Raw genomic sequence first — 21,664 nt, 5'->3', positions numbered from 1 at the left:
CGCTCACGTCGCCGTAGGGCACGTTCCCACCCCGGTTCCCACCCTCCGCGACACATCCGCACCTCTCACCCTCACCCGCACCACACACCGGAGGCACCCACCATGAACGTCGGCAGTAGAAGTTCCCGCCGGACGGCTTGTACGGCCCTGGCCCTCGTCTTTCCCCTGGCCGCGCTGGCCGCCTGCGGCGGGGGCAGCGGCACCAGCACCTCCGCCGAGAAGGGCAGCGGCACGGGCACCATCACTGTCTGGGCCCACCAGGGGCAGCAGAGCGAGGCCACCGCCGTGCAGAACGCGGTGAAGACCTTCAACTCCTCGCAGAAGAAGGTCAAGGTCAAGCTGACGCTGATCCCCGACAACGACTACACCAAGACCATCACCACGACCGACGCCTCCAAACTGCCGGACGTGATGGAGTTCGACGGCCCCACCATGGCGAACTTCGTCTACAACCGGAAGCTCGCCGCGATCGACGACTACGTCTCCGCCAAGACCCTGGCCAACGCCACGGACGCGGTCAAGGCCGAGGGTGAGATCGACGGCAAGCACTACGGCCTGGGCATGTACGACTCCGGGCTCGGCATCTACGGCAACAAGAAGCTGCTGGACGCGGCCGGGGTGAAGTACCCCACCGGTGTGTCCGACGCCTGGACGGCGGCCGAGTTCACCGCGGCCGTCAAGAAGCTGGCCGCCAAGGACCCCGACGGCAAGAGCCTGGACCTTCAGGAGGGCGGCGGCTTCGCCAACGAGTGGGGCACCTACGGCTTCGGCCCGATCGTCTGGTCGGCGGGCGGCTCGCTGCTGAAGAACGGCAAGGCCGAAGGCGCTCTCGACACCCCGGCCGTGGCCTCGGCGCTGAAGACCTTCCAGTCCTGGAAGAACTACGTCGACCCCAACACCGACTCGAACGCCTTCACCAAGGGCCGCGTCGCCCTCAGCTGGGTGGGCCACTGGATGTACCCCGCCTATGGCAAGGCCCTCGGTGACGACCTCGTCGTGCTGCCGCTGCCCGACTTCGGCGATGGCCCCAAGACCGGCCAGGGCTCCTGGGCCTGGGGCATCGGCGCCGGAACCAAGAACGGAAAGGCCGCCGGCGCCTTCCTCGACTCCCTCATGAACGACACCAACGTCTCCGCGATGACCACGGCCAACGGTGCGCCTCCCGGCACCAAGTCCGTGCTCGCCAAGAGCCCGCTGTACAAGCAGGGCGGCCCGCTCCAGCTCTTCGCCGACCAACTGGCCAAGCCGTGTGGCGACAGTGACATCACGAAGTCCTGCGTGGCCGTGACCCGCCCGGTCACTGCCGGATACCCCACGGTCACCGCCAAGTTCAGCCAGGCGCTGAGCGACATCTACGGCGGCGCCGACCCGAAGACCGCTCTGGCCAAGGCCGCCCGAGCCATCGACCAGGACTACTCGGACAACGACGGTTACCAGCTGCCGTAGCCGGCATCCAGCAGCCGGGAGGGCCGGGCGCACCCTGACAGCGCCCGCCCCTCCGGCCGGGAAGAGGACCCCTACCGTGACCACCGTCAACCCCGCACCCGCCACGCCCGCCGGCAGGAAGCCGACCTCACCACCGACATCCGCCAAGCCCAAACGGTCCGGGCGCAGAAACCGCGACTGGCTGCACGGGCTGCTGATGTCCGCACCCGCCCTCGGCGGCCTCATCGCCTTCGTCGGTGTCCCCTTCGTCTACGCGGTCGTACTCTCCTTCTACAACGTGCGCCTCGGCTCGCCGCTCCCGCCCCGCTTCTTCGGCCTGGAGCAGTACCGGCGCATCTTCACCGACCCCGACATGTCCGGCCCGTTCCTGCGGGCCCTGCTGAACAACCTGACCTTCGCCGTGGTCGTCGTACCCCTGCAGACCGGCCTGGCACTGGCCCTGGCGATCCTCCTCAACCGCAAACTCAAGGCCATCGGCCTGTTCCGGTCCCTGTTCTTCCTGCCCGTCGTCTTCCCCATGGCCCTGGTCGCCGTCATCTGGCGGCTCATCCTCGCCCGCAGCGGCGACGGCCTGCTCAACTCCGCGCTGGACGCGGTGACTTTCGGCAACTGGGGCGCCTTCGACTGGCTCGGCGACGGGCTCACCGCCATGGCCTCGGTCATCGTGCTGTCCGTCTGGCAGGGCGTCGGCTTCCAGATGGTCATCCTCCTCGCCGGCCTCCAGCAGATCCCAGGCGAGCTCTACGAGGCCGCCGCACTCGACCGCGCGAGCCGCTGGCAGCAGTTCCGCCACGTCACCCTGCCCGGCATCCGCGGCACCCTCGTCTTCGTCGCCCTGCTCACCTCGGTGTTCTCCTTCCGCGTCTTCGACCAGGTCTACGTCCTCGTCAAGGGCGGCGGACTCGACGAGGACGCCACCCGCACGGTGATGTACCAGGCCGTCACCACGGCCTTCGACCAGAACAACATCGGCCAGGCGTCCGCGATCACTGTCGTCTTCTTCCTGATCGTCGTCGCCCTGACCCTCATCCAGCGCCGCGTCGTCCGCGCGGGCAACGAGGACTGACCATGACCCGCTCACCCCTGCGCCGCTTCCTCGACTACGCCGTCCTGAGCGTCCTGGCCTTCATCTTCGTCCTGCCCGTCCTCTACCTGTTCCTGGGCAGCTTCAAGCCCTCCGACGAAGTGCTCAACGGCCTGACCGGCTTCCTGCCCACCCACCTGTCGCTGGACAACTACACTGCCGTCCTTGACAGCTTCGACTCCGACGCCACCGGCTACTTCTGGCGGTTCATGGGCATCTCACTGCTCCTGTCCGCCGTCGTGGTGCTCGGCGGGCTGATCGTCAACTCCATGGCCGCCTACGGGCTCACCCGGCTGCGCTGGAAAGGTCAGAACGCCGTCTTCACCCTCGTACTGCTGCTGTTGCTCGTCCCGTTCGAAGCAGTGGCCGTCCCGCTGTTCTACATGTTCAACGACCAGCGCAACACCATCTATATCCAGGCCATCCCCTTCATCGCCCAAGCCTTCTCCATCTTCCAGTTCGCCACCTACTTCCGCGCGATCCCGCCCAGCATCGAGGAAGCCGCCCGCATCGACGGCGCCGGCCCCTGGCGCACCTTCTTCGCGATCGTCGTCCCGATGTCGAAGCCGGTGTACGCGTCGGTGGCGATCCTTACCTTCCTCGGCCAGTGGGGCTCCTTCCTCTGGCCCGTCCTGATGGTCTCCGACCCCTCAGTACGTCCCCTCCCGCTGCAGATGAGCGTCTTCCAGGGCCAGCAGCCCGTGGACTGGGGCCAGGTCCTCGCCTTCGGTGTCCTGCTGGTCCTGCCGGTGCTGATCGTCTTCACGTTCTTCCAGCGGTGGTTCGTGCAGGGTGTGGCCAGCTCCGCCGTAAAGGGCTGAGCCCGCTTTGACCGGTCGAGCCTTTCGGTGCTTCACTTTCGGTCCCGGAACCGGTTCCGGGACCGCTTCCGATACCGATTTCCACGAGGGCTCTGTGCGATCGGTCCTTCGGTGCGGGAGGACGTCTTCCGCCTCTGGAGGAAGGGAGGGGAGGTGACATGGGAGTCACTATCGCCGACGTGGCCGCGCGGGCCGGGGTCAGCAAGACGACGGTCTCGCGGGTGCTGAACGGCAAGGGCGAGATCAGCGAGGACACCGTCGTGAAGGTCCGCAAGGCGATCTCGGAGCTCGGCTATGTGCCGAGCGCCGGGGCAGTGGGGCTGGCACGCGGCACGACCCAGATGATCGGGATGCTGGTCCCTGACTTGGCCTGGGCCTGGGCCGGCATAGTGCAGGCGGTCGTCGAAACGCTGGAGGCCGAGGGCTTCGGGCTGCGGATGCTGACCGTGAACCGCGGTGAGGAGTCACTGCGCAGGCTGGGCCTGCAGGTCGCTGCCAAGTCGTTCGACGGGCTGCTGGTGATAGAGCCCGAGGGGGCCCTGGGATCCATCACGGAACTGCACGAGGCCGGACTGCCGGTGGTGCTGATCGACGACCGCTTCCAGCGGCCGGGATTCCCCTACGTGGCCACCACCAACCGGGAGGGCGGTGAGCAGGCGGCGCGCCACCTGCTGGACCTCGGCCGCCGTCGACCTCTGGTGGTGACCGGTCCCGATGAGTACGGCTGCACCCGGGAACGGCTGGGCGGCTTCGTCGACGTCTATGCGCAGGCCGGGATCGAACTCGACCGACGCAGCATCATCTGCGGCGACTTCCTGTTCGACAGCAGCCGGAACGCGGTCACGCAAGCTCTCGCGGACGGCGTGGAGTTCGACGCGGTCTTCGGGCACAACGACCCCTCGGCGGCCGGCGTACTCGCCGCCCTGCACGAGGCCGGCCTTCGGATTCCGCAGGACGTCGCCGTGGTGGGCTTCGATGACGTCGAACTGGCGTCGTACACCTATCCGGCACTGACCACCATCCGCCAGCCGATGCGGGAAATGGGTGAGGCAGCGGCGCGTCTGCTCCTCGACCACGTGCGCAGAGCGCCCGAGGCCGCCCCCTCGCGCATCATTCCCACCAGCCTCGTGATCCGCGGCTCGACGTCACGGCCGAGCCCGAACTGACGCGACGTCATCGCGATGCGCACCTGATGGCAGAAGCACCCGCCGTCGCCGATCAACCTCCAGCCCCCGTACGACTCATCACTTGGAGAACACAGTGGGACAGCCGGTCCGCCCTGCCGCGTACCTGGATCCGGAAGCGTCCGTGGAAGCAAGGATCGAGGACTTGCTGTCACGGATGACCTTGCCGGAGAAGGTCGGGCAGCTGCTGATGCTCGACGCACAACACGGGGACCTGGCGGACATCGTGTCGGCGAAGCTGGCCGGATCGGTCCTGCACGTTTCGCCCGAGAGGATGCCGGAGGCCATGGAACTGGCCCGGCGGACACGGCTCGGCATTCCGTTGCTGACGGCCGAGGACGGCATTCACGGCCACTCGTTCTGGCCGGGCGCGACCATCTTCCCGACCCAGCTGGCCATGGCCTGCACCTGGGACCCCTCGTTGCTCCACCGGGTGGCCCGTGCGGCTGCGACCGAGATCGCGGCGACCGGTATCCACGGGACGTTCTCCCCGGTGCTGTGCATCACCCGGGACCTGCGCTGGGGCCGGATCAACGAGACGTTCGGCGAGGACCCGTTCCTGATCGGCGAACTCGGGGCGGCGATGGTCCGCGGCTATCAGGGTGAGGGTCTCGGCGACCCGACCGCCGTGCTGGCATATGCCAAGCACTTCGCGGGCTACTCCGAAACCCTGGGCGGGCGCGACGCGAGCGAAGCCGATCTCAGCCCGCGCAAGCTGCGCTCGTGGTTCCTGCCCCCTTTCGAACAGGCGGTCCGGGCCGGCTGCCGCGGCTTCATGCTCGGGTACCAGTCGATCGACGGGGTGCCCATCACCGCGCATCAGTGGCTGATCAACGATGTGCTCAAGGGCGAGTGGGGCTTCACCGGCACGCTGGTGACCGACTGGGACAACGTCGGCCGGATGGTCTACGACCAACGGACCTGCGCCGACTACGTCGAGGCGGCGGCAGTCGCCGTCAACTCCGGGAACGACCTCATCATGGCCACACCGCAGTTCTTCGAGGGCGCGCAGGAGGCGGTCACCCGCGGCCTGGTCGACGAGAAACAGATCGACGACGCCGTACGGCGGGTTCTGCGGCTGAAGTTCGAGCTCGGGCTCTTCGAGGATCCCCGCGCTCCCGACCGCGACCGGCAGGCGCAGGTGATCGGCTGCCGCGAACACGCCGACCTCAACCTCGAGACCGCCCGACGCTCCCTGGTGCTGCTGCGCAACGAGGGGATCCTGCCCCTCGAAGGCGGGCTGACCTCGGACGGAACGGGCCGCGCCGTGGGCCAGGGCACGCCGCGGACGATCGCGGTCATCGGTCCCAACTCCGACAGTCCGGAGGCCATGCTCGGTGACTGGGCGGGGGCCTCCGGGCAGGTCGAGTGGATGCCCGAGGGACATCCGCGTGAGTCGGTGGAGACGGTGCTCGACGGCCTGCGCGCCGTCGCACCGTCCGACTGGACCGTCACGCACGCCCGCGGAGCCGACATCGAAAGCACCGCCTCCAACCCCGGATGGTCCCTCGGGCCCGACGGCCAACCACAGCCGGACGCGTTCACTCCCGCCCCGGTCGACCAGGCACAGTTGCGGGAGGCCACTGCTGCTGCGGAGGCCGCTGACTACGCCGTGGTGGTCGTGGGGGACACCATCGCCCTCACCGGTGAGGTGCGCTCCACGGCCACGCTCGACCTCCAAGGAAGCCAGATCGCCTTGCTGGACGCGGTCGCCGCCACCGGCACACCGATGATCGTCGTACTGGCCCAGTCCAAGCCGAGCACCCTCCCCGAGTCGGCACTGAACGCGGCGGCACTCATCGAGGCGTTCAACCCGGGCATGCGCGGCGGACGCGCCCTCGCCGAACTCCTCTTCGGACTCATCGAACCCAGCGGCCGGCTCCCGGTCTCCTTCGCACGCCACGTCGGACAGCAACCGGTCTTCTACAACCAGGTGCGAGGCCAGCACGGGAGCCGCTATGCGGATCTCACCCAGGACCCCCTGTTCGCGTTCGGCGAGGGCCTCACCTACACCACCGTCACCTACTCCGACCTCGTCGTGCACGACCCGGACGTCTCGGCCGAGGGCACCGTCGACGCCACGGTGCGGCTCACCAACAGCGGCAGCCGCCCGGCCCTGGAAACGGTCCAGGCGTACATCAGCGACCTGACCACCAGCGTCACCTGGGCCGAGCAGGAGCTGAAGGGTTTCACCCAGGTCGAAATCCCTCCCGGCGAAAGCCTGGACGTCCGCCTCGGCATCCCCGCCGCGCAGTGCTCACTCGTCACGGCCGACAACCGCCGCGTGGTCGAACCGGGTGAGTTCATGCTCCGTGTCGGCCCCAGCTCGCGGCGGGAGCAGCAGCTGAGCGCGGAATTCCGCATCCGGACCTGAAGCCCGTATCCGGACCTGAGCCCGCATGCGGGCTTGAAGACCCCCGCCCCGCCGGCCCGCCGCCCCGCCAACCCGAGGGCCGGCGGGGCGTGCCCCATCTGTCATACCGAAAGTCACACGTGCGTCCACCACACCCCGCGATCCGCACACCCGTCGCGGACCTGCAGGCATGCCTGCACCTGGTCGACGTCCTCGGTCCGCACGTCGTCGAACTGCGGAAGGAGCTCCGCACCGACCGTCTCGCCAAGGACGCAGAAACCCCGTGGTTGATCCGCAACCTGCACGATGAGGCCCCGCTTGCTGCGGTGGTCGAAGAGCATCTGCGGGCAGGCATGCCCCTTCCCCGGCTCCAGGACTGGCAAGTGGCCACGCGCCTGACCAGAGGCTGGGATCCGCACGATCCACTGCTGGAGGTCAGTTTCCTCCAGCTGCTGCGGCCAAACGGGCACCGGGACATCGGCCGCCGGTTGTTCAAGAGCGTCCGTCCTCTGCTGGAAGCGGCTGTCGCGCAGGTTGGGACGGAACACCGGTGGTGTCGTGATGCGACGAGCTCCAGAGACTGCGCCGCCAACTGAGTACGTTCGGCGGTATGGCTCCGGCGCCAGTGCCCGGACAGCAACAGGGGGACGACGCCACGGGCGTCGTCCCCCTGCACCGGGCCTGAGCTTGGTGTTCAGCCCCGTCAGGACGCGATGTTCGTCCTCATGACACGTGCCTGAGCCTGCAGTGACGGCGTGCGCCAGCCCTTCGGTTTACGTCGGGAGGCAGTCCATCGCGCGGCTCATTCGATGGCGTAGGTGATGAGGACCGCGCTCAGCGGACAGCCTGGGCCTGGACCGTCAACGTGGTGTGAAACGTCATCCCTTGACAGCGGATGTCGGAGTCTTCCTTCAACTTCACTGCGGCAGGCAGCACGAATGGCAGGTTGGCCGGAGCTGCAGGCTATCCACGTCAGTGCCGGTCTTCCTGGCTCTGGCCATCTCCGCCTTGGATCATTCCCTCAACAGATCAGCAGCGTAATCGGTGGCCTCCTTGTGCAGCAGGGCTACACCCTCGACCCGGTACCAGGACTGATCGCTATCGACCCCATGGATTGACATCTGGGCGATTCGCCGGGTGTGTGCCCCTACCAGCGCCTTGCAGTACCGCCGAGCTCCGTGCGCATCAACAGAGGTTTCTTCGCGGCTTCTGATGTCACACGAGCGTGATCAGCAGCGCGGAGACCCACAGGCAGAACACGTGCTGGGCCTGGTCGACGGAGTGTCGGCGCTGCGGATTCTTCGCGCACTCGCCGCTGCCAGTCAGCACCATCCACGCCTTCACAGGCCACCGGCGCGGCCACCGAGCATCGGGGCGGCTTCTCGCTCGCGCGGGCACGCCACCGGCCGTCACAGAGCCGGTGGAGGACGCCAACGCACCAGGGAGAGACCCGGGATGATGACCGAACACAGGCACCCGCCGCACCCTGACCGCACCGCCGAACGGCCAGCCGCGCCCCGTGCGCCGGGAGGGCTGGTCGGCCGGGCAAGCCGCAGTCTCCTGCCGCCGGCGCTTGCGATCCCACTGCCGTACCCACTTCCGTGCCCGACACCAGCGCGGTGCGCGTCCAAGGGGACCTGGATCTGTCCGAGGAAGAGATCCAGGTCTACAGCGAGGAGTGGAACCGCGCGTCCGGGAACGCTGAAGTCAGCGTGAGCGACTGAGCCGGGACAGTACGTGCGCGGCGTCGCGGCCCACGCCGCGCAGGGTGTTGGAGGAGAAGCTGCGCTGGAATTCGATGCCGACGAACCCGAGTCCTGGAACGGCGGCGATGCCGCCGTGGTGCCGGGGCCGGCCGTCGGCGTCCAGGACGCCGCTCCCGTTCAGGTAGGGAAAGGTGAGGCGGTATCCGGTGGCCCAGATGATTGCGTCGACCGCTTCCTTGAAGCCGTCGGTCCGCACGACACCGTCCGGGGTAAGGCGAGTGAACATCTCGCGCTGCTTGACGCCGTGGGTGTCCAGCGCCATGCGGTAGCGACCGTCGTCGAGGACGGACACCGGCACCTTTTCCAGCAGCCGGCTCAGCGGAGCGATGTCGAATCCAGTGCGCTTGAACCACCAGTGAACGTCCCGGCCCAACGGGCGCTGCTTCATCCAGCCGATCGGCCGGCGGGTGGCCAGTGTGGTGTCGGCGACCGCGCCGAGTTCGGCGGCGATCTGAACCGCGGAGTTGCCGCCGCCCACGACCACGACCCGTTGGCCGGTGAACGGCTCGGGGCTGCGGTAGTCAGCGGCGTGCAGGGACCGTCCGGCGAACTCCTCGCGTCCGTGCACGTCAGGCGTGTACGGGCTGCGGAAGGCGCCGGTCGCGGCCACGACCGCCCGCGCCGTGAACTCGGCACCGTCCTGCGCGCGCACCACCCATGCGCCGTCGCGGGGCAGCACCGAGATGACGGTGGTGGAGGTGCGGATGTCGGCGTCGAGCCGGCGGGCGTAGGCGCGCAGGTAGTCGACCACTTCGTCCCGTGTCGGGTAGTGGTCGCCGTCGCCGGGGAAGCGCATGCCGGGCAGCGAGGAGTACCGGGCGGGGGAGAAGAGGGTGAGGCTGTCGTAGTAGCGCGGCCACGCCCCGCCCGGCTGATCGGCTGCCTCCAGAATCAGGGTGCGGGTGAAGCCGTGACGGGGGGCGAGGGTGGCGGTGGCCAGGCCGGACTGCCCGGCGCCGATGACGATGAGGCCGGCGTGTTCCATGAGATCGTGGACCTTCCATGATGAGTCGTTGTTTCGGGAAGTGACGAAATGTTGAGCGTGGAGCGGTGAACGCAGCCAGCGGTGACGGGTTCGCGGTGGATACGGCGACGGCCGACTTCCTCAAGGCCGTGGCGAGCGAGACTCGGCAGAAGGTGATGCAGGAATTCGCCGGCGGCGTGGAACTGACGGTCGGTGAGATTGCCGAGCGGTGTGCGCTGAGGCCGTCGACCGCCTCGGAACACCTCAGCCTGTTGCGCCGCGGCGGGCTGGTCCTCTCCCGCAAGGAGGGCAAGCAGGTCTTCTACCGAGCCGACGGCGCGAGCATGGCCGAGCGGCTCGGCGCGCTCCAGGAGTACCTGGCGCGTTGCTGCCCGCCAGGCTGTTCCTGACCGGCAACCGCCGGCGGTGCCGCGACCGTCAGGTGCGCAGGTCGAGCATGGCCGACATCGCGGCCACCACGGACGGGGCGACCCGGTAGTACACCCAGGTCCCGCGCCGCTCCGAGGTGAGCAGGCCGGCCTCGCGCAGCTTCTTCAGGTGATGGGAGACCGTCGGCTGGGAGACGCCGACGTCGGAGATGTCGCAGACGCACGCCTCGCCTCCCGCATACGAGGCGACCTTGGAGAACAGCCGCAGTCGCACCGGATCGGACAGCGCCTTGAACATCGCGGCCATCGTCTCCGCATCGGCCTGCGACAGCTCCCCGGCGGTGATCGGCGGGCAGCACGGCACCACGGCCCCGGTGTCCAGGTCGGGCAGCTCGACAACCTCTGACTTCGACATGCGTCTATGTTGACACTCCTCGATACGAGTGGCAAGGTCGGAATATCGACAGTGATCGAAGCAGCGGCCCGGGCCGGGCCGCGCAATCCGGAGGACGATCTGCCATGACCACCACCACCTCGGACCTGCCGGTCGTCGTCATCGGCGGCGGCCCGGCAGGCCTCGCGGCCGCCGCCCACCTTGTCGAGCGCGGCATCGAACCTCTGGTCCTGGAAGCCGGACCGGCCGCCGCCTCTGCGGTGCGCGAGTGGTCCCACGTCAGGCTGTTCTCCACCTGGGGCGAGCTCACCGACCCGGCCGCGGAGAAGCTGCTCGTCCCCACCGGCTGGACTAAGCCCGACGCGGCCACCTACCCGTCCGGCGGGGACTGGGCCGAGCTCTATCTGCAGCCCCTCGCGGACGTCCTGGGCGACCGCGTTCGTGTGGGTGCCACTGTCACCGGGGTCTCCCGCACCGGCCGCGACCGCATCGTCGACGCCGACCGCGAAGCCCAGCCCTTCGTCGTCCACTTCACCACCGCCGACGGCGAGGAGCGCGTCTTCGCCCGGGCCGTCATTGACGCCTCCGGCACCTGGACCACCGCCGGCCCGGCCGGCGCCAGCGGCCTGCCCGCCCTCGGAGAGAAGACCGCCGCCGACCGCATCACCTACCGCGTCCCCGACCTCAAGGACCCGGCTGTGCGGGCCCGTTACGCAGGCAAGCGCACCGCAGTCATCGGCTCCGGCGCCTCCGCCTTCACCGCGCTGGCCACTCTCGCCGATGTCGCCAAGGATGAGCAGGGCACGCATGCCGTGTGGATCCTGCGCCGGGGCATCTCCGGCTCCACCTTCGGCGGCGGCGAAGCCGACCAGCTGCCCGCCCGCGGCGCTCTCGGCCTTGCGGCGAAGGCCGCCGTCGACAACGGGTACGCGGACGCGGTCACCGGCTTCCGCACCGAGGCCATCGAACGCGACAGCGAGGGCCGCCTGGTCCTGGCCGGCGAGGACGGCCGTCGCCTCGACCCGGTCGACGAAGTCATCGTGCTCACCGGCTTCCGCCCCGACCTGTCCTTCCTCTCCGAGATCCGCCTCGGCCTGGACGAACGGCTCCAGGCACCCACCGAACTTGCACCGCTCATCGACCCCGACCAGCACTCCTGCGGCACCGTTTACCCGCACGGCCACCGCGAACTGTCCCACCCCGAACCCGGCGTCTACCTGGTCGGCATGAAGTCCTACGGCCGCGCCCCGACCTTCCTGGCCATGACCGGCTACGAGCAGGTCCGCTCCGTCACCGCGGCCATCGCAGGAGACCTCGAGTCCGCCGACCGCGTCGAACTCACTCTCCCGGAGACCGGAGTGTGCGGCGGCGCCGGACTGTTCGACGACCCGGCCGCCGGGCAGGCCGACGCCGGCGGCTGCTGCGCTCCGGCGCCCGCGCTCGTGCAGATCGGCGTAGGCGCGCCCGCCGCCACGGTCACCGAGGAAGCGCCGGCGGGCGGCTGCTGCGGCTCGTGACCGACCTCAACACCCCTGAGCGCGGGGCCGCGACCGGAACCGGGGACCGGTCGCCGCCCCGCGCCGCCCTCCTGGCGCTGTGCGCGACCCAGATCACCAGCTGGGGCATCGTCTACTACGCGTTCCCCGTGCTGAACCCGCAGATCACCGCCGACACCGGCTGGCCCGTCGGGGCGACCACGGCCGCGTTCTCCGCCGCGCTACTCGTGTCCGCGCTTGCCGGGATACGCGTCGGCCGCATCATCGACCACCGCGGCCCGCGCACCGTGATGACCGTCGGCTCGGTTCTCGGAGTGCTGAGCATCCTCACTGTGGCCGCAGCCCCCAAACTGCCGGTCTTCGTGGCCGGCTGGCTGCTCGCCGGTCTGTCGATGGCCGCGACCTTCTACCAGCCCGCCTTCGCCGCGATCACCCGCTGGTGGGCCCCCGGCCACATCCGCGCCCTCACCATCGTCACCCTGGCCGGCGGCCTGGCCTCCACCATCTTCGCCCCGGTGACCGCGGCGCTCGCCAACCACTTGTCCTGGCGCGCGACCTACGCCGTCCTCGCCCTGGTGCTCGCTGTCGTCACCATCCCCGCCCACGCTCTCGCGCTCAACGCACCATGGCCGAAGGCACCACCGGCCTCCGCCCACGCCACCGGCGGCGCGGACGTCGTCGCCCGCAGCCGGCCGTTGTGGATGCTGGCCGCCGCCCTGACCCTTTCCGCGTTCGCTGTCTCCGCCGTCGTCGTCGCTCTGGTCCCGCTCCTGCTCGAACGTGGCTTCACCACCACCGAGGCCGCCTGGGCACTGGGCCTCGGCGGCGCCGGCCAGACCCTCGGCCGCACCCTGTACGCGACCATTGCGCGCCGCACCGGGACAACGGCACGTACGACCGCACTGATCGCGCTCGGCGCTGTGACCACAGCGGCACTCGCGCTCGTACCCGGCCCGTACGCCCTGCTGGTCGCCCTCTCCGTCACGGCCGGGATGGTCCGCGGCAACCTCACCCTCCTCCAAGCCACCGCTATCACCGACCGTTGGGGAACCACCCACTACGGCCGTCTGTCCGGACTACTCGCCGCACCCACCACGGCAGCCTCCGCCCTCGCCCCCTTCGCCGGCGCCGCACTGGCCGTACCACTGGGTGGCTACCCACAGCTGTTCGGACTCCTGGCACTCATCGCCGGACTCGCCGCCCTGGTCACCTTCGGGACCAAACCGCGTCAACCAGCTGTGAAGCGGTAACGGGCTTTGACCGACGGGCCAGGTGAATGAAGTGCACAAGCTCGCACACCTGCTCTGGGGCGTTCCTCGGCTCACCTCTACGAGGACTGTGCAGATCGAGTACATCGAAGCCCAGCGGTCCGCTTGGTCATGGAGGCACCAGCAAGTCTCACGGCGTCGGCTTCTTGTGCCCTTGCTGCGCCGACGGGTCAGCCGTTCATTCTCGGGAATGAGTGTCCGGCCGATACCTGCGCACCGATCGGTTCAGCCGTCGCGCCGATTGCGCTCGCGTACTCCGGTGACGAGTACTCCGACGGCGAAGATCAGGACGAGAATCAAGAAGGCGATACCGAGGACGTCCTGGAGCCCACTGGCCAGGCCGCTGTAGCCCACGTCGACTCCGACGATCACAGAGCACACACCCGCAACAAGGGCCGTCCAGCCCAGCCAGCCGGCGATCCGGCGACTGGTGAGGATCACAGTCCCGAAGAGGGCGAGGGTCAGTCCGAGCAGGATGCGGAAGTAGCTCTGGAATCCCCATTCCAGCCAGCGTACGGTCTCGGCGTTGGCAAAGCGGATCGTCTTTTCCGCGTCCGACGCGCTGGCCCAGGAGTCCACGGCCTGCTTCAGCCCCACACCGTCCAGCCCCTGTAGGACAGCCCAGATCGCGGCGGTCGCCACGGTTCCTGCGGCCGCGATCTGCGCAAGCGGGGAAGGCCCGTTGGCACCGCGCAGGACGCGGTACAGCACGAGCAGGCCGCTCAGCGTCACCAGGACGCCAATGAACTGGCCAAGATGAACGGCGATCCAGGTGCCGCTGTCTGCGTACTCGGTGAAGATCGCAGGGTGGTCGTCCTGCTCCCCGGAGGGATGAAGCGTCGCGGTCAAGATGGCATTGAGAAGGAAGCCCCCGACCATGAGCCCGCCGGCGATCGTCAGTGTGCGGCTTCGCGAGCTGGCTGTATCCGCCCCTTCGGCGGTGCGCATGTCCGAACCCATGAGCAGACCCCGGTCCTCTCGATGTCACCGACCGACATACTTGAGGATCACCAGATGCAGCCGCTCTCTCAGGACACGCAGCGACGCCTCACCCGAACGAAGTCTGATCGCGGCCGATTGCACCAGCGCCCGGGGGCACGCTCACATGAGTCGGGGTGTGGAGGACGCTATGGCTGGCTCGCCGCCTCGTTCGGAGCCGATGACGACGACGGGGCGCCCCGCTGGGTGAAGGTGTCCGCGGCGGTCGCGGTCGTCCTGGTCGTGGTGTTCGTGATCGTGCACCTGGCCGGCGGCGGGATGCACGAGCACACGCAGTGACAGCGTTCCCGCCGCGGCTGCGCAAGCCGACCCTCACCCTCCACGTCACCGCCCCGGTCGGCTGGCTGGGAGCGGTCGCCGCCTTCCTGGGACTGGCCGTAGCCGGGCTGTCCAGCAGCTCGCCCCAGACGGTGCAGAGCGCCTATGTGGCGATGGAGCTGGTGGGGTGGTCCGTGATCGTTCCCCTCAGCATCGCCTCGCTGCTGACCGGCGTTCTCCAGTCGCTGGGCACCGTCTGGGGGCTGCTGCGCCACTACTGGGTCATCGCGAAACTGCTGATCACAGCGCTGGCGACGATGCTTCTGCTGGTGCACATGCAACCGGTCGGGCACCTCGCCGATGCGGTGGCCCGGGCCACACTCGCGGGCGGCGAGCTGGAAGGCATGCGCATCCAGCTGATCGCCGACGCGGCCGCCCTGCTGGTCCTGCTAGAGGGTGCCGCCCGGGCGCGCGTCTGCTGTGGTCAGTGGTAGGCATGGACGACGGCGTGGCCCTTGCCCCGGCCGATCATCCACTTGTTGACCGGGGTCGTGATCACGAATGCGACGGCGAAGCCGCCGAGCAGTGCGGTCCAGAACAGGGAGTCGGACAGGTGGGCGTCCATCGCGCCGCTGAGGGCGATGACGCCGTTGTCGACGAGTTCCATGATCGCGATGGAGACGGTGTCCGCGGCCAGCGCCACCTTGACGGCGCTCTTGAAGCCCAGGCCCGCCCTGCGGAGGGCGAGCAGGGTGAAGGAGTAGCCGAAGATGAACGCCAGGGTGATCGCCAGGACCATGGTGGGCACGCTGCCCCACAGCAGGGCGGTGCCGATGACCATGCCGAGGATCTCGCCGATCGCGCATCCGGTCAGGCAGTGCAGCGTTGCCTTCGCCGCCGTTGCCCAGGACGTTCCGCCATGCCCATCGTGACCACCGTTCGCCTGGTGTGCGGCGTGGTCGTGAGCGGTGCTGGCACGGTGTGCGGTGTGGTCCATGACCGTCATCCCCATTCCCGTCCAGTGTGGCCCGATCCCATGTCCCACACCACAACGATATACCCCCGGGGGGTATTAATGGCAAGTAGTGGGGTGTGACAAGCAGTGGGGGTGTGCGGGCCGTGCAGGCCCAACACGCCCCCCAACTGCCGGAGCGGTCAGCTCTTGCCGAGCAGCTCGTTCATCTTCTCGATCTCGGCGGTCTGCGAGGTGATGATGGCGTCGGCCATCTTCTTGGCGTCGGGGAAGGCGCCTTCTGTCTTCTCCGTCTTGGCCATCGCCACCGCGCCTTCGTGATGCTTGATCATCATCTCCATGAAGGCGGTGTCGAACGCCTTGCCGGATGCCTTCTCCAGCTCGTTCATCTCCTCGGTCGTCATCATCCCGCCCGTGCCGTGAGCGGAGTGGTCCATGGCACCCTCGGCGGGAACCTTCTCACCCCAGGAGGTCAGCCACCCGGACAGGGTTTTGATCTCTGGGTCCTGGGCCTTCTTGATCTGTTCGGCGAGCTTCTTCACCTCGGCCGACTGGGCGCGGGACGGGGCGAGGTCGGCCATCTCCACTGCCTGGCGGTGGTGGGGGATCATTCCTTGCGCGAAGGCGGTGTCGGCGGCGTTGTGCTGGCCCTGCGAGGCGGAAGCCGATGCGGATGCCGAGGTCGCGGTGTGGCTGTTGTGCCCGGTCGCGCTGTCGCCGCTGCCGCCGCATGCGGCCAGGACGAGAGCGGCCGTGCCGGCGGCGGCCACGGCGGTGCCGCGGCGGATCAGGGAACGCTTGCGGATCATGGTGGTGCAACTCCTTGACGCGCGCCTGTGTCGGGCGCGCGGGATCAGTGGGATGAGAGCAGGCGAAAACACGGCACCCGCCCCGGGACAGGGCGTGCGGGGTGTCGTGCGGGCCGCTCTATATCCGCAGGAGTTGCAGTTCGGAGAGGTCAGGCGGCGCCCGGCCCTGCACGGCCGCCGTCGGCGCGGCGATCGGAACACCGGCAGAGGCCGGGGCGGGCAGGGCGCCGGCCAGCGCGGGCGGCGCGTATGCGGAGCCGATACCGGCCGCTGCGCACGTTCCGTCGGCGTGTGCGAGGTGCCCGGAGCCGCCGTCGGTGTGCGAACATGCCGCGCTGGCCTGCTCCGTGGCAGGAGCATGGGCCATGGTCATGGCGTGTTCGGGTGCCGGCGCTCCGCTGGGAGCCAGTGCGTGCATGCCCAGGATCCCGGCAAGCACTGTGAGTACCAGCAGCGCGAACAGCGGCCCAGCGGGGCGGCGACTCGATCGGGTGCTGCTGGTCATGCCCGCCATCGTACGGATACACACGCAACAGCGTGACGTTGGGGACCCGCGCGATGCCTGGACTGTCGGCGGGCACGGACTCATCGCGCGAGGTATCCCGTGCTGCGCAGGCCCACTTGCCCGTGCCGCCCTGCCTCGGCCACCTGCAGTCCCTCCTGCGGCGAGCTCTTGGTCGTGGGCTGTTGGTGTTACGCCCTGCCGCCGGTATCGGGTACCGGCTTGCCCGGCGGCGTGAAGGCGGCCAGGACCGTGGCGGTGATGTGGTCGGCGGCGCGGTCGGAGGTGAGGCGGCCGGCGCGGATCTCCTCCGCGGCGCTGTGCATGACCGTGTGCAGGACATTGATCAGCCACGTGATCGGCAGGTCTGTGCGGAAGACTCCCTCAGCACGGCCTCGGGCGACCAGTGTCTCGACCCGGGCGGCGGGTCCGTTGTGCAGTTCGCGGATGCGTCCTGCGGAGAGTTCCTTCTGGGCGGCGACGAGCAGTGCCCGCGCCTGATCCACCAGATGCCAGCCGGACTCGACGTAACGCGCGAGGGCGAGCAGTGGGTCACCGGTCAGATCGACCGCGTCCAGTGCTTCGTTGCCCCGGTCGATGGCCCGGCTCATCGCTGCGTCGACGACCTCTGCCCGGGAGGTGAAGTGCGCATACAGCGTCACCCGGCCCACCCCCGCGACGCGCGCGATCTCGCTCATGCTCGCCTCCGGGTTACGTCCGAGGCATTCGGCGGCGGCCTGCACGATCGCGTCGATGCTGCGCAAGGCGTCGGCGCGCCTGGTGGCCGTGGAGTTCTTGCTGCCCATGCACCCACACTACCCCGCCAAGTCGTACAAGACTGTTTGGCTTATACCCCGGGGGCGTATAACGTGAACACACTTGTACGACTTAGCGATGAGGGGTGAGTGTCATGAGCGACACGGAAACCACCACCACACGCGCAGCGGACGCACCGCATCCGCTGCGCTGGACGGCCCTGGGACTGCTGGGACTGGCTCAGCTGATGCTGATCCTCGACGTCACCGTGGTCGCGATCGCACTGCCTGACATGGGCGCCGAACTGGACCTGGACCGCGCGGCACTGACGTGGGTGGTCAGCGGGTACGCCCTCACGTTCGGGAGTCTGATGCTGCTCGGCGGCCGGGCGGCGGATCTGTTCGGTGCCAAGCGGGTCGTCCTGGCCGGGCTCGCCGTGTTCACTGCGGCGTCGCTGGCCGCCGGGCTCGCCACCGGCGCCCCGCTGCTGCTCGGTGCCCGGATCGCCCAGGGGGTGGGCGCCGCGATGCTCTCACCCGCCGCCCTGTCCGTGGTGGTGCGGCTGTTCGACGGCGACGAGCGCAACCGCGCGCTGGGCATCTGGTCGGCGCTCGGCGGCGGGGGCGCCGCTCTCGGTGTACTGCTGGGCGGGCTGATCACGGCAGGTCCGGGCTGGGCCTGGGTCTTCTTCGTCAACGTCCCCGTCGGCCTGATCGTCCTCGTCTCGCTCGCCCGGATCCTGCCCCGCCTGCCCCGCGCGACCACCGGCACCCTCGACATACCCGGCGCCATCCTGGTCGCCGCCGCGACCGGCGCCCTCATCTACGCTCTGATCCGGGCCGGCGACCACGGCTGGCTCGATGCTGTCACCGTCGTCCTGGTCGCCTTCTCGGCAGCCGCCTGCGCTGCCTTCGCCGCGTGGCAGCGCCGGGCGGCGGCGCCGCTGATGGACCTGCGTCTGCTCGGCCGGCGCCCGGTGGTGGCGGGCACCTTCGTGATCGCTGTCACCACGGCGCTGATGGTAGGGGCGTTTTTCCTCGGCTCGTTCTACTTCCAGAACCATCAGGGCCACGGTGCCCTGATGACCGGCGTGCTGTTCCTGCCGGTGGCACTGGTGACGATGGCCGCCGCCACCGCTGCCGGACGTGTGATCGGCCGTCTGGGGGCACGGTTGCTGGCCGCGGTCGCCTTGGCCGTCGCGGCCGCCGGCTTCCTCGTTCCGGTGCTCTGGTCCGGAACCGCTGCCATGGTCACTGGTGTGAGCATGGCAGCGGCGGGACTGGGCGCGCTGTTCGTCGTTGCTGCGGCCACCGCGCTGAGCAGTGTCGCTCCCCATGAGGCCGGTGTGGCCTCCGGGGTCGTCAGCACCTTCCACGAGTTCGGTGCCTCGGTCGGCGCTGCGGTCGTCTCCAGCGCCGCAGCCGCGAGCATCGCCGTCCGCACCGGCGACCGGGCCGCCTCCGGCTTCGATGACGCGTTTCTCGTAGCCACGGGCGTGGCCGCGGTATCCGCCGTCATCGTCCTGTGGCTGATCCCCGCCAAGCAGAAGTAAGCCCAATCCCTACGGCCAGCTGGGACGGGTCGGACCAGCACTTCCACAGCCGCGGCGCGGCCGAAGACTGGTCCCAGACGCCCTGGCGGCCACGGCATCGGGGCGATCCCATTCACCACGGAGCGGGCGTACCGCCCTCGAAGTGTTCACGGAGGCACTGGATGAAGCACGGCAGGCGCCGGCTGCTCACGGTCGGTATCACCGCGACGAGTGTCGGCGCGGCACTGGGCGCAGCTCTCCTGATCGGCGGCCCTCAGCAGGACGGCGACAACGGGCAAACTGGCCGACAGGAAGCGGTCGCAGAACGCGGCCGGGCCGTGATGCCCTTCGACCTCGAAGCAACCACCCACCGCTTCACCCCAACCGAGACGGGCGGGGTCCAGGACGTCGTCGCCGACCAGCCTGACGACGCCAAGCAGGTCAGTCTCATACGCACCCACCTCCGAGAGGAGGCCAAGGCGTTCGGCCGGGGCGACTTCGGCGACCCCGCCCAGATCCATGGCGATGGCATGCCGGGCCTGGCGGAACTTGAAGACGGCTACGAACGCATCGAAGTGCGCTACCTGGAACGGCCCGACGGGGCCACCCTCACCTACACCACCGCAGAGCCCGCCCTGGTCGATGCTTTGCACGACTGGTTCGAAGCGCAGCTCAGCGACCACGGCGACCACGCCGAAACCGGCCACTGACCGGCGAGCCGAGCACCGGAGCAAGCCGTCACCGCGCACATCACACGATCGGAAGTGGACAGCTTGAACGACCCGTACGAGTTGAGCGTGGGGGTGCCCTCCGTCGAGGTGTTCCGCCGCCTGCGCACCGATGCCGGCCTCTCCGACAAAGCCCCGGAAGCGGTGGCGCTCGCCCTGCCCAACACCTGGCACGGGGTGGTCCTCCACCACGAGGGGGAGCCCGTCGGCATGGGGCGGATCATCGGTGACGGCGGTACCGCGTTCCAGATCGTCGACATGTGCGTACACCCCGCCCACCAAGGACGCGGACTGGGCAAGCGCATCATGGCCGCACTCACCGCCGAGCTGGAGCGCCGGGCACCCGCCACCGCCTACATCTCCCTGATCGCGGACGGCCCCGCACGCTTCCTCTACGAGAAGTTCGGCTTCGCCGACACCGCCACGCACGACTCGACCGGCATGTACCGCGTCATGGACCCATTATCCGTCGTTCCCCATAGGAGGCCCCCCGTGCCGGACGTTGTCAACACCGAGCAGGCACAGGCATGGAACGGCCCAGAAGGCTCCCACTGGGCCCGCAACCAGGACCGCTGGAACGCCGTGAACGAGGGCTTCAACGAGCCACTGCTCGATGCCGCCGGGATCACCGGGGACCACCGGGTCCTCGACCTTGGTTGCGGCTCCGGGCAGACCACGCGCCTTGCCGCGCTCAGAGCGCCTCGAGGGCACGCGCTTGGCCTCGATCTGTCCGGCCCGATGCTGGCCGAGGCGCGGGTCCGCGCGGAGCGGGAGGGCATCACGAACGCCTCCTTCGTGCAAGGCGACACCCAGGTGCACCCTTTCGAGGAGGGCTCGTTCGACGCGGCGGTCAGCCGCTACGGGGTGATGTTCTTCGCCGACCCCGTAGCGGCCTTCGGTAACGTCTGCCGGGCACTGCGGCCCGGCGGGCACCTGGCGTTCGTCTGCCCGGCCGATGCCACGCTCAACGGCTGGGTCGCGGCGATGGCGTCGCTGCGCGACTTCCTGCCCGTCGGCGACTTCGGCCGGCCGGGGCAGCCCGGCATGTTCTCCCTAGCTGCCCCGGACCGCATCCGCGAAGTGCTCGCCGCGGCCGGATTCACCGGCATCAGCATCAACCAGGCGCAGGCGTATGGGACATGGGGACACGGAGCCGAGGACGCGGCGGCGTTCCTGCTGGGCACCGGCCCCGGCCGCCACCTGATGGAGCAGGCCGACGCGGCCACGCGATTCCGCGCCCGCCGCACCCTGACGGACCATCTGCGCGCTCAGGAGGTGGCGGACGGCACAGTCCGGCTGCTCAGCACGTCATGGCTGGTCACAGCGGACCGCCCGACCGGCCCATCGGACAGGCTTTAGTCAGCCTTCCAGTGTTGGAGCACTGCCAGCACAAGACCCCGGGCTCGCGACGGCCCGGGGTCTCTGAGGGCAAGTGTGTCCGGCTAATACCGCGGCTACTGGGCGGCCCAGGGCTCCGATTCGACGCCGGAGCCGTTGTACCGAAGTATGCCATCGGTGTCATCGTCTACTGCGTGGCCGCCATCGTGATCTACACGTGGGTCTCACAGTCCGTGATCGTCTGGATTGTCGGGGGTGCGGTCGCGGCGATGGTCGCGGAGTTCCTGCACGGGATGGCGCAAGCCGCGTACGACGAACGGCGCCGGCAGGGCGGCTAGTACTGCAACGGTGCTTGCTGTGACTGATGGCCAGGTCAGGGGCTGTGGCCGCGCCGTTTGTAGTGGCTGATGCGGGCCTGGTGTTGTCGATGTCGGCGCCAGGTCGACCAGTGCAGGATGTGCTCGACGGGTGTGGGATGACGGTTGGTGAGGCGGGTGATCAGCCGTCGTGTCTCGGCGAGGCTGAGGTGGATGAGCTGGGAGGATCCGTTTCTGCTTTCCCGGCATCCAGCTCGCGGGCTCGCAGGACGGCCAGGCAGGCGTGGG

General features: G+C 69.1%; 22 protein-coding genes and 1 pseudogene. 16 read left to right on the top strand and 7 right to left on the bottom strand.

The genetic code is table 11. The annotated features are described in order from the left end of the window. Positions 1 to 102 precede the first annotated feature (102 nt). The 7 genes from ACWD1U_RS36570 to ACWD1U_RS36540 all read left to right on the top strand — a co-directional run bounded on the left by ACWD1U_RS36570 (position 103) and on the right by ACWD1U_RS36540 (position 8,612). On the top strand, positions 103 to 1,446 hold the full coding sequence (locus tag ACWD1U_RS36570) for an ABC transporter substrate-binding protein (RefSeq protein WP_451113675.1): 1,344 nt from the start codon (positions 103 to 105) through the stop codon (positions 1,444 to 1,446). Between the two features lie 76 nt (positions 1,447 to 1,522). Continuing rightward, positions 1,523 to 2,512: a carbohydrate ABC transporter permease gene (locus ACWD1U_RS36565; protein WP_451113674.1), complete on the top strand. Its 990-nt coding sequence runs from the start codon at positions 1,523 to 1,525 to the stop codon at positions 2,510 to 2,512. Positions 2,513 to 2,514: 2 nt separating this feature from the next. Continuing rightward, positions 2,515 to 3,351: a carbohydrate ABC transporter permease gene (locus ACWD1U_RS36560; RefSeq protein ID WP_451113673.1), complete on the top strand. Its 837-nt coding sequence runs from the start codon at positions 2,515 to 2,517 to the stop codon at positions 3,349 to 3,351. Positions 3,352 to 3,509: 158 nt separating this feature from the next. Next, a complete protein-coding gene (locus ACWD1U_RS36555; protein WP_451113672.1) occupies positions 3,510 to 4,517 on the top strand; it encodes a LacI family DNA-binding transcriptional regulator in 1,008 nt (335 codons plus the stop codon). Positions 4,518 to 4,692: 175 nt separating this feature from the next. Next, positions 4,693 to 6,909 carry a glycoside hydrolase family 3 N-terminal domain-containing protein gene (locus ACWD1U_RS36550; RefSeq protein WP_451113671.1) on the top strand — a complete coding sequence of 739 codons (2,217 nt, stop codon included), beginning with the start codon at positions 4,693 to 4,695 and terminating at the stop codon, positions 6,907 to 6,909. 119 nt (positions 6,910 to 7,028) lie between these two features. Further along, positions 7,029 to 7,484, top strand: a complete 456-nt coding sequence (locus tag ACWD1U_RS36545; protein WP_451113670.1) for a hypothetical protein — start codon at positions 7,029 to 7,031, stop codon at positions 7,482 to 7,484. A 1,005-nt stretch (positions 7,485 to 8,489) separates the two neighbouring features. Then, positions 8,490 to 8,612 (top strand): hypothetical protein, encoded by a 123-nt coding sequence (locus tag ACWD1U_RS36540; RefSeq protein WP_451113669.1) that lies wholly within the window; start codon positions 8,490 to 8,492, stop codon positions 8,610 to 8,612. On the opposite strand, the gene ACWD1U_RS36535 is transcribed toward ACWD1U_RS36540, so the two are convergent. Then, positions 8,596 to 9,639 carry an NAD(P)-binding domain-containing protein gene (locus ACWD1U_RS36535; RefSeq protein ID WP_451113668.1) on the bottom strand — a complete coding sequence of 348 codons (1,044 nt, stop codon included), beginning with the start codon at positions 9,637 to 9,639 and terminating at the stop codon, positions 8,596 to 8,598. The genes ACWD1U_RS36540 and ACWD1U_RS36535 overlap by 17 nt on opposite strands. Before the next feature lie 65 nt (positions 9,640 to 9,704). On the opposite strand from ACWD1U_RS36535, the gene ACWD1U_RS36530 reads away from it, so the two are divergent. After that, positions 9,705 to 10,028 carry an ArsR/SmtB family transcription factor gene (locus tag ACWD1U_RS36530; protein ID WP_451113667.1) on the top strand — a complete coding sequence of 108 codons (324 nt, stop codon included), beginning with the start codon at positions 9,705 to 9,707 and terminating at the stop codon, positions 10,026 to 10,028. A 28-nt stretch (positions 10,029 to 10,056) separates the two neighbouring features. On the opposite strand, the gene ACWD1U_RS36525 is transcribed toward ACWD1U_RS36530, so the two are convergent. After that, the gene (locus ACWD1U_RS36525; RefSeq protein WP_451113666.1) at positions 10,057 to 10,422 is read right to left on the bottom strand and encodes an ArsR/SmtB family transcription factor; all 366 of its coding nucleotides are present in this window, start codon (positions 10,420 to 10,422) and stop codon (positions 10,057 to 10,059) included. Between the two features lie 104 nt (positions 10,423 to 10,526). On the opposite strand from ACWD1U_RS36525, the gene ACWD1U_RS36520 reads away from it, so the two are divergent. Continuing rightward, the gene (locus ACWD1U_RS36520) at positions 10,527 to 11,918 is read left to right on the top strand and encodes an NAD(P)-binding domain-containing protein (RefSeq protein ID WP_451113665.1); all 1,392 of its coding nucleotides are present in this window, start codon (positions 10,527 to 10,529) and stop codon (positions 11,916 to 11,918) included. Beyond that, positions 11,915 to 13,147 carry an MFS transporter gene (locus ACWD1U_RS36515; RefSeq protein WP_451113664.1) on the top strand — a complete coding sequence of 411 codons (1,233 nt, stop codon included), beginning with the start codon at positions 11,915 to 11,917 and terminating at the stop codon, positions 13,145 to 13,147. Before ACWD1U_RS36520 ends, ACWD1U_RS36515 begins: the two co-directional genes overlap by 4 nt. 243 nt (positions 13,148 to 13,390) lie before the next feature. Here ACWD1U_RS36515 and ACWD1U_RS36510 read toward each other — a convergent pair whose 3' ends face one another. Next, positions 13,391 to 14,125, bottom strand: coding sequence for a hypothetical protein (locus tag ACWD1U_RS36510; protein ID WP_451113663.1), 735 nt, complete (start codon positions 14,123 to 14,125; stop codon positions 13,391 to 13,393). Between the two features lie 314 nt (positions 14,126 to 14,439). Between ACWD1U_RS36510 and ACWD1U_RS36505 the strand changes: the two genes are divergently transcribed. Next, the gene (locus ACWD1U_RS36505) at positions 14,440 to 14,916 is read left to right on the top strand and encodes a hypothetical protein (RefSeq protein WP_451113662.1); all 477 of its coding nucleotides are present in this window, start codon (positions 14,440 to 14,442) and stop codon (positions 14,914 to 14,916) included. Here the strand turns inward: ACWD1U_RS36505 and ACWD1U_RS36500 are convergent. From ACWD1U_RS36500 to ACWD1U_RS36485, 4 genes are all read right to left on the bottom strand, one after another. Further along, complete coding sequence (locus tag ACWD1U_RS36500; RefSeq protein WP_451113661.1) at positions 14,907 to 15,419, bottom strand: DUF4396 domain-containing protein; 513 nt, start codon at positions 15,417 to 15,419, stop codon at positions 14,907 to 14,909. The two genes, ACWD1U_RS36505 and ACWD1U_RS36500, sit on opposite strands and share 10 nt — an antisense overlap. Before the next feature lie 158 nt (positions 15,420 to 15,577). After that, entirely contained in the window at positions 15,578 to 16,204 is a 627-nt protein-coding gene (locus ACWD1U_RS36495) for a DUF305 domain-containing protein (RefSeq protein WP_451113660.1), read from the bottom strand. 118 nt (positions 16,205 to 16,322) lie between these two features. Then, positions 16,323 to 16,709: a DUF6153 family protein gene (locus tag ACWD1U_RS36490; protein ID WP_451113659.1), complete on the bottom strand. Its 387-nt coding sequence runs from the start codon at positions 16,707 to 16,709 to the stop codon at positions 16,323 to 16,325. Between the two features lie 188 nt (positions 16,710 to 16,897). Then, entirely contained in the window at positions 16,898 to 17,512 is a 615-nt protein-coding gene (locus tag ACWD1U_RS36485; RefSeq protein ID WP_451113658.1) for a TetR/AcrR family transcriptional regulator, read from the bottom strand. Positions 17,513 to 17,616: 104 nt separating this feature from the next. Between ACWD1U_RS36485 and ACWD1U_RS36480 the strand changes: the two genes are divergently transcribed. The 5 genes and pseudogenes from ACWD1U_RS36480 (at position 17,617) to ACWD1U_RS36460 (ending at position 21,397) form a co-directional block, all read left to right on the top strand. After that, positions 17,617 to 19,014 carry an MFS transporter gene (locus ACWD1U_RS36480; protein WP_451113657.1) on the top strand — a complete coding sequence of 466 codons (1,398 nt, stop codon included), beginning with the start codon at positions 17,617 to 17,619 and terminating at the stop codon, positions 19,012 to 19,014. A gap of 161 nt (positions 19,015 to 19,175) precedes the next feature. Then, the gene (locus tag ACWD1U_RS36475) at positions 19,176 to 19,703 is read left to right on the top strand and encodes an aspartate carbamoyltransferase (RefSeq protein ID WP_451113656.1); all 528 of its coding nucleotides are present in this window, start codon (positions 19,176 to 19,178) and stop codon (positions 19,701 to 19,703) included. 54 nt (positions 19,704 to 19,757) lie between these two features. After that, a pseudogene (locus ACWD1U_RS36470) lies at positions 19,758 to 20,177 on the top strand (GNAT family N-acetyltransferase); the annotation flags it as partial. A 36-nt stretch (positions 20,178 to 20,213) separates the two neighbouring features. Next, the gene (locus ACWD1U_RS36465; RefSeq protein ID WP_451113680.1) at positions 20,214 to 21,080 is read left to right on the top strand and encodes a class I SAM-dependent methyltransferase; all 867 of its coding nucleotides are present in this window, start codon (positions 20,214 to 20,216) and stop codon (positions 21,078 to 21,080) included. A gap of 173 nt (positions 21,081 to 21,253) precedes the next feature. Further along, positions 21,254 to 21,397, top strand: a complete 144-nt coding sequence (locus ACWD1U_RS36460; RefSeq protein ID WP_451113655.1) for a hypothetical protein — start codon at positions 21,254 to 21,256, stop codon at positions 21,395 to 21,397. The last annotated feature ends 267 nt before the right edge of the window (positions 21,398 to 21,664 follow it).

Source organism: Streptomyces sp. NPDC002788 (genome assembly GCF_053592115.1).
The sequence above is the reverse complement of the archived record's forward strand: the minus strand, read 5'-3'. Positions and strand labels throughout refer to the sequence as shown.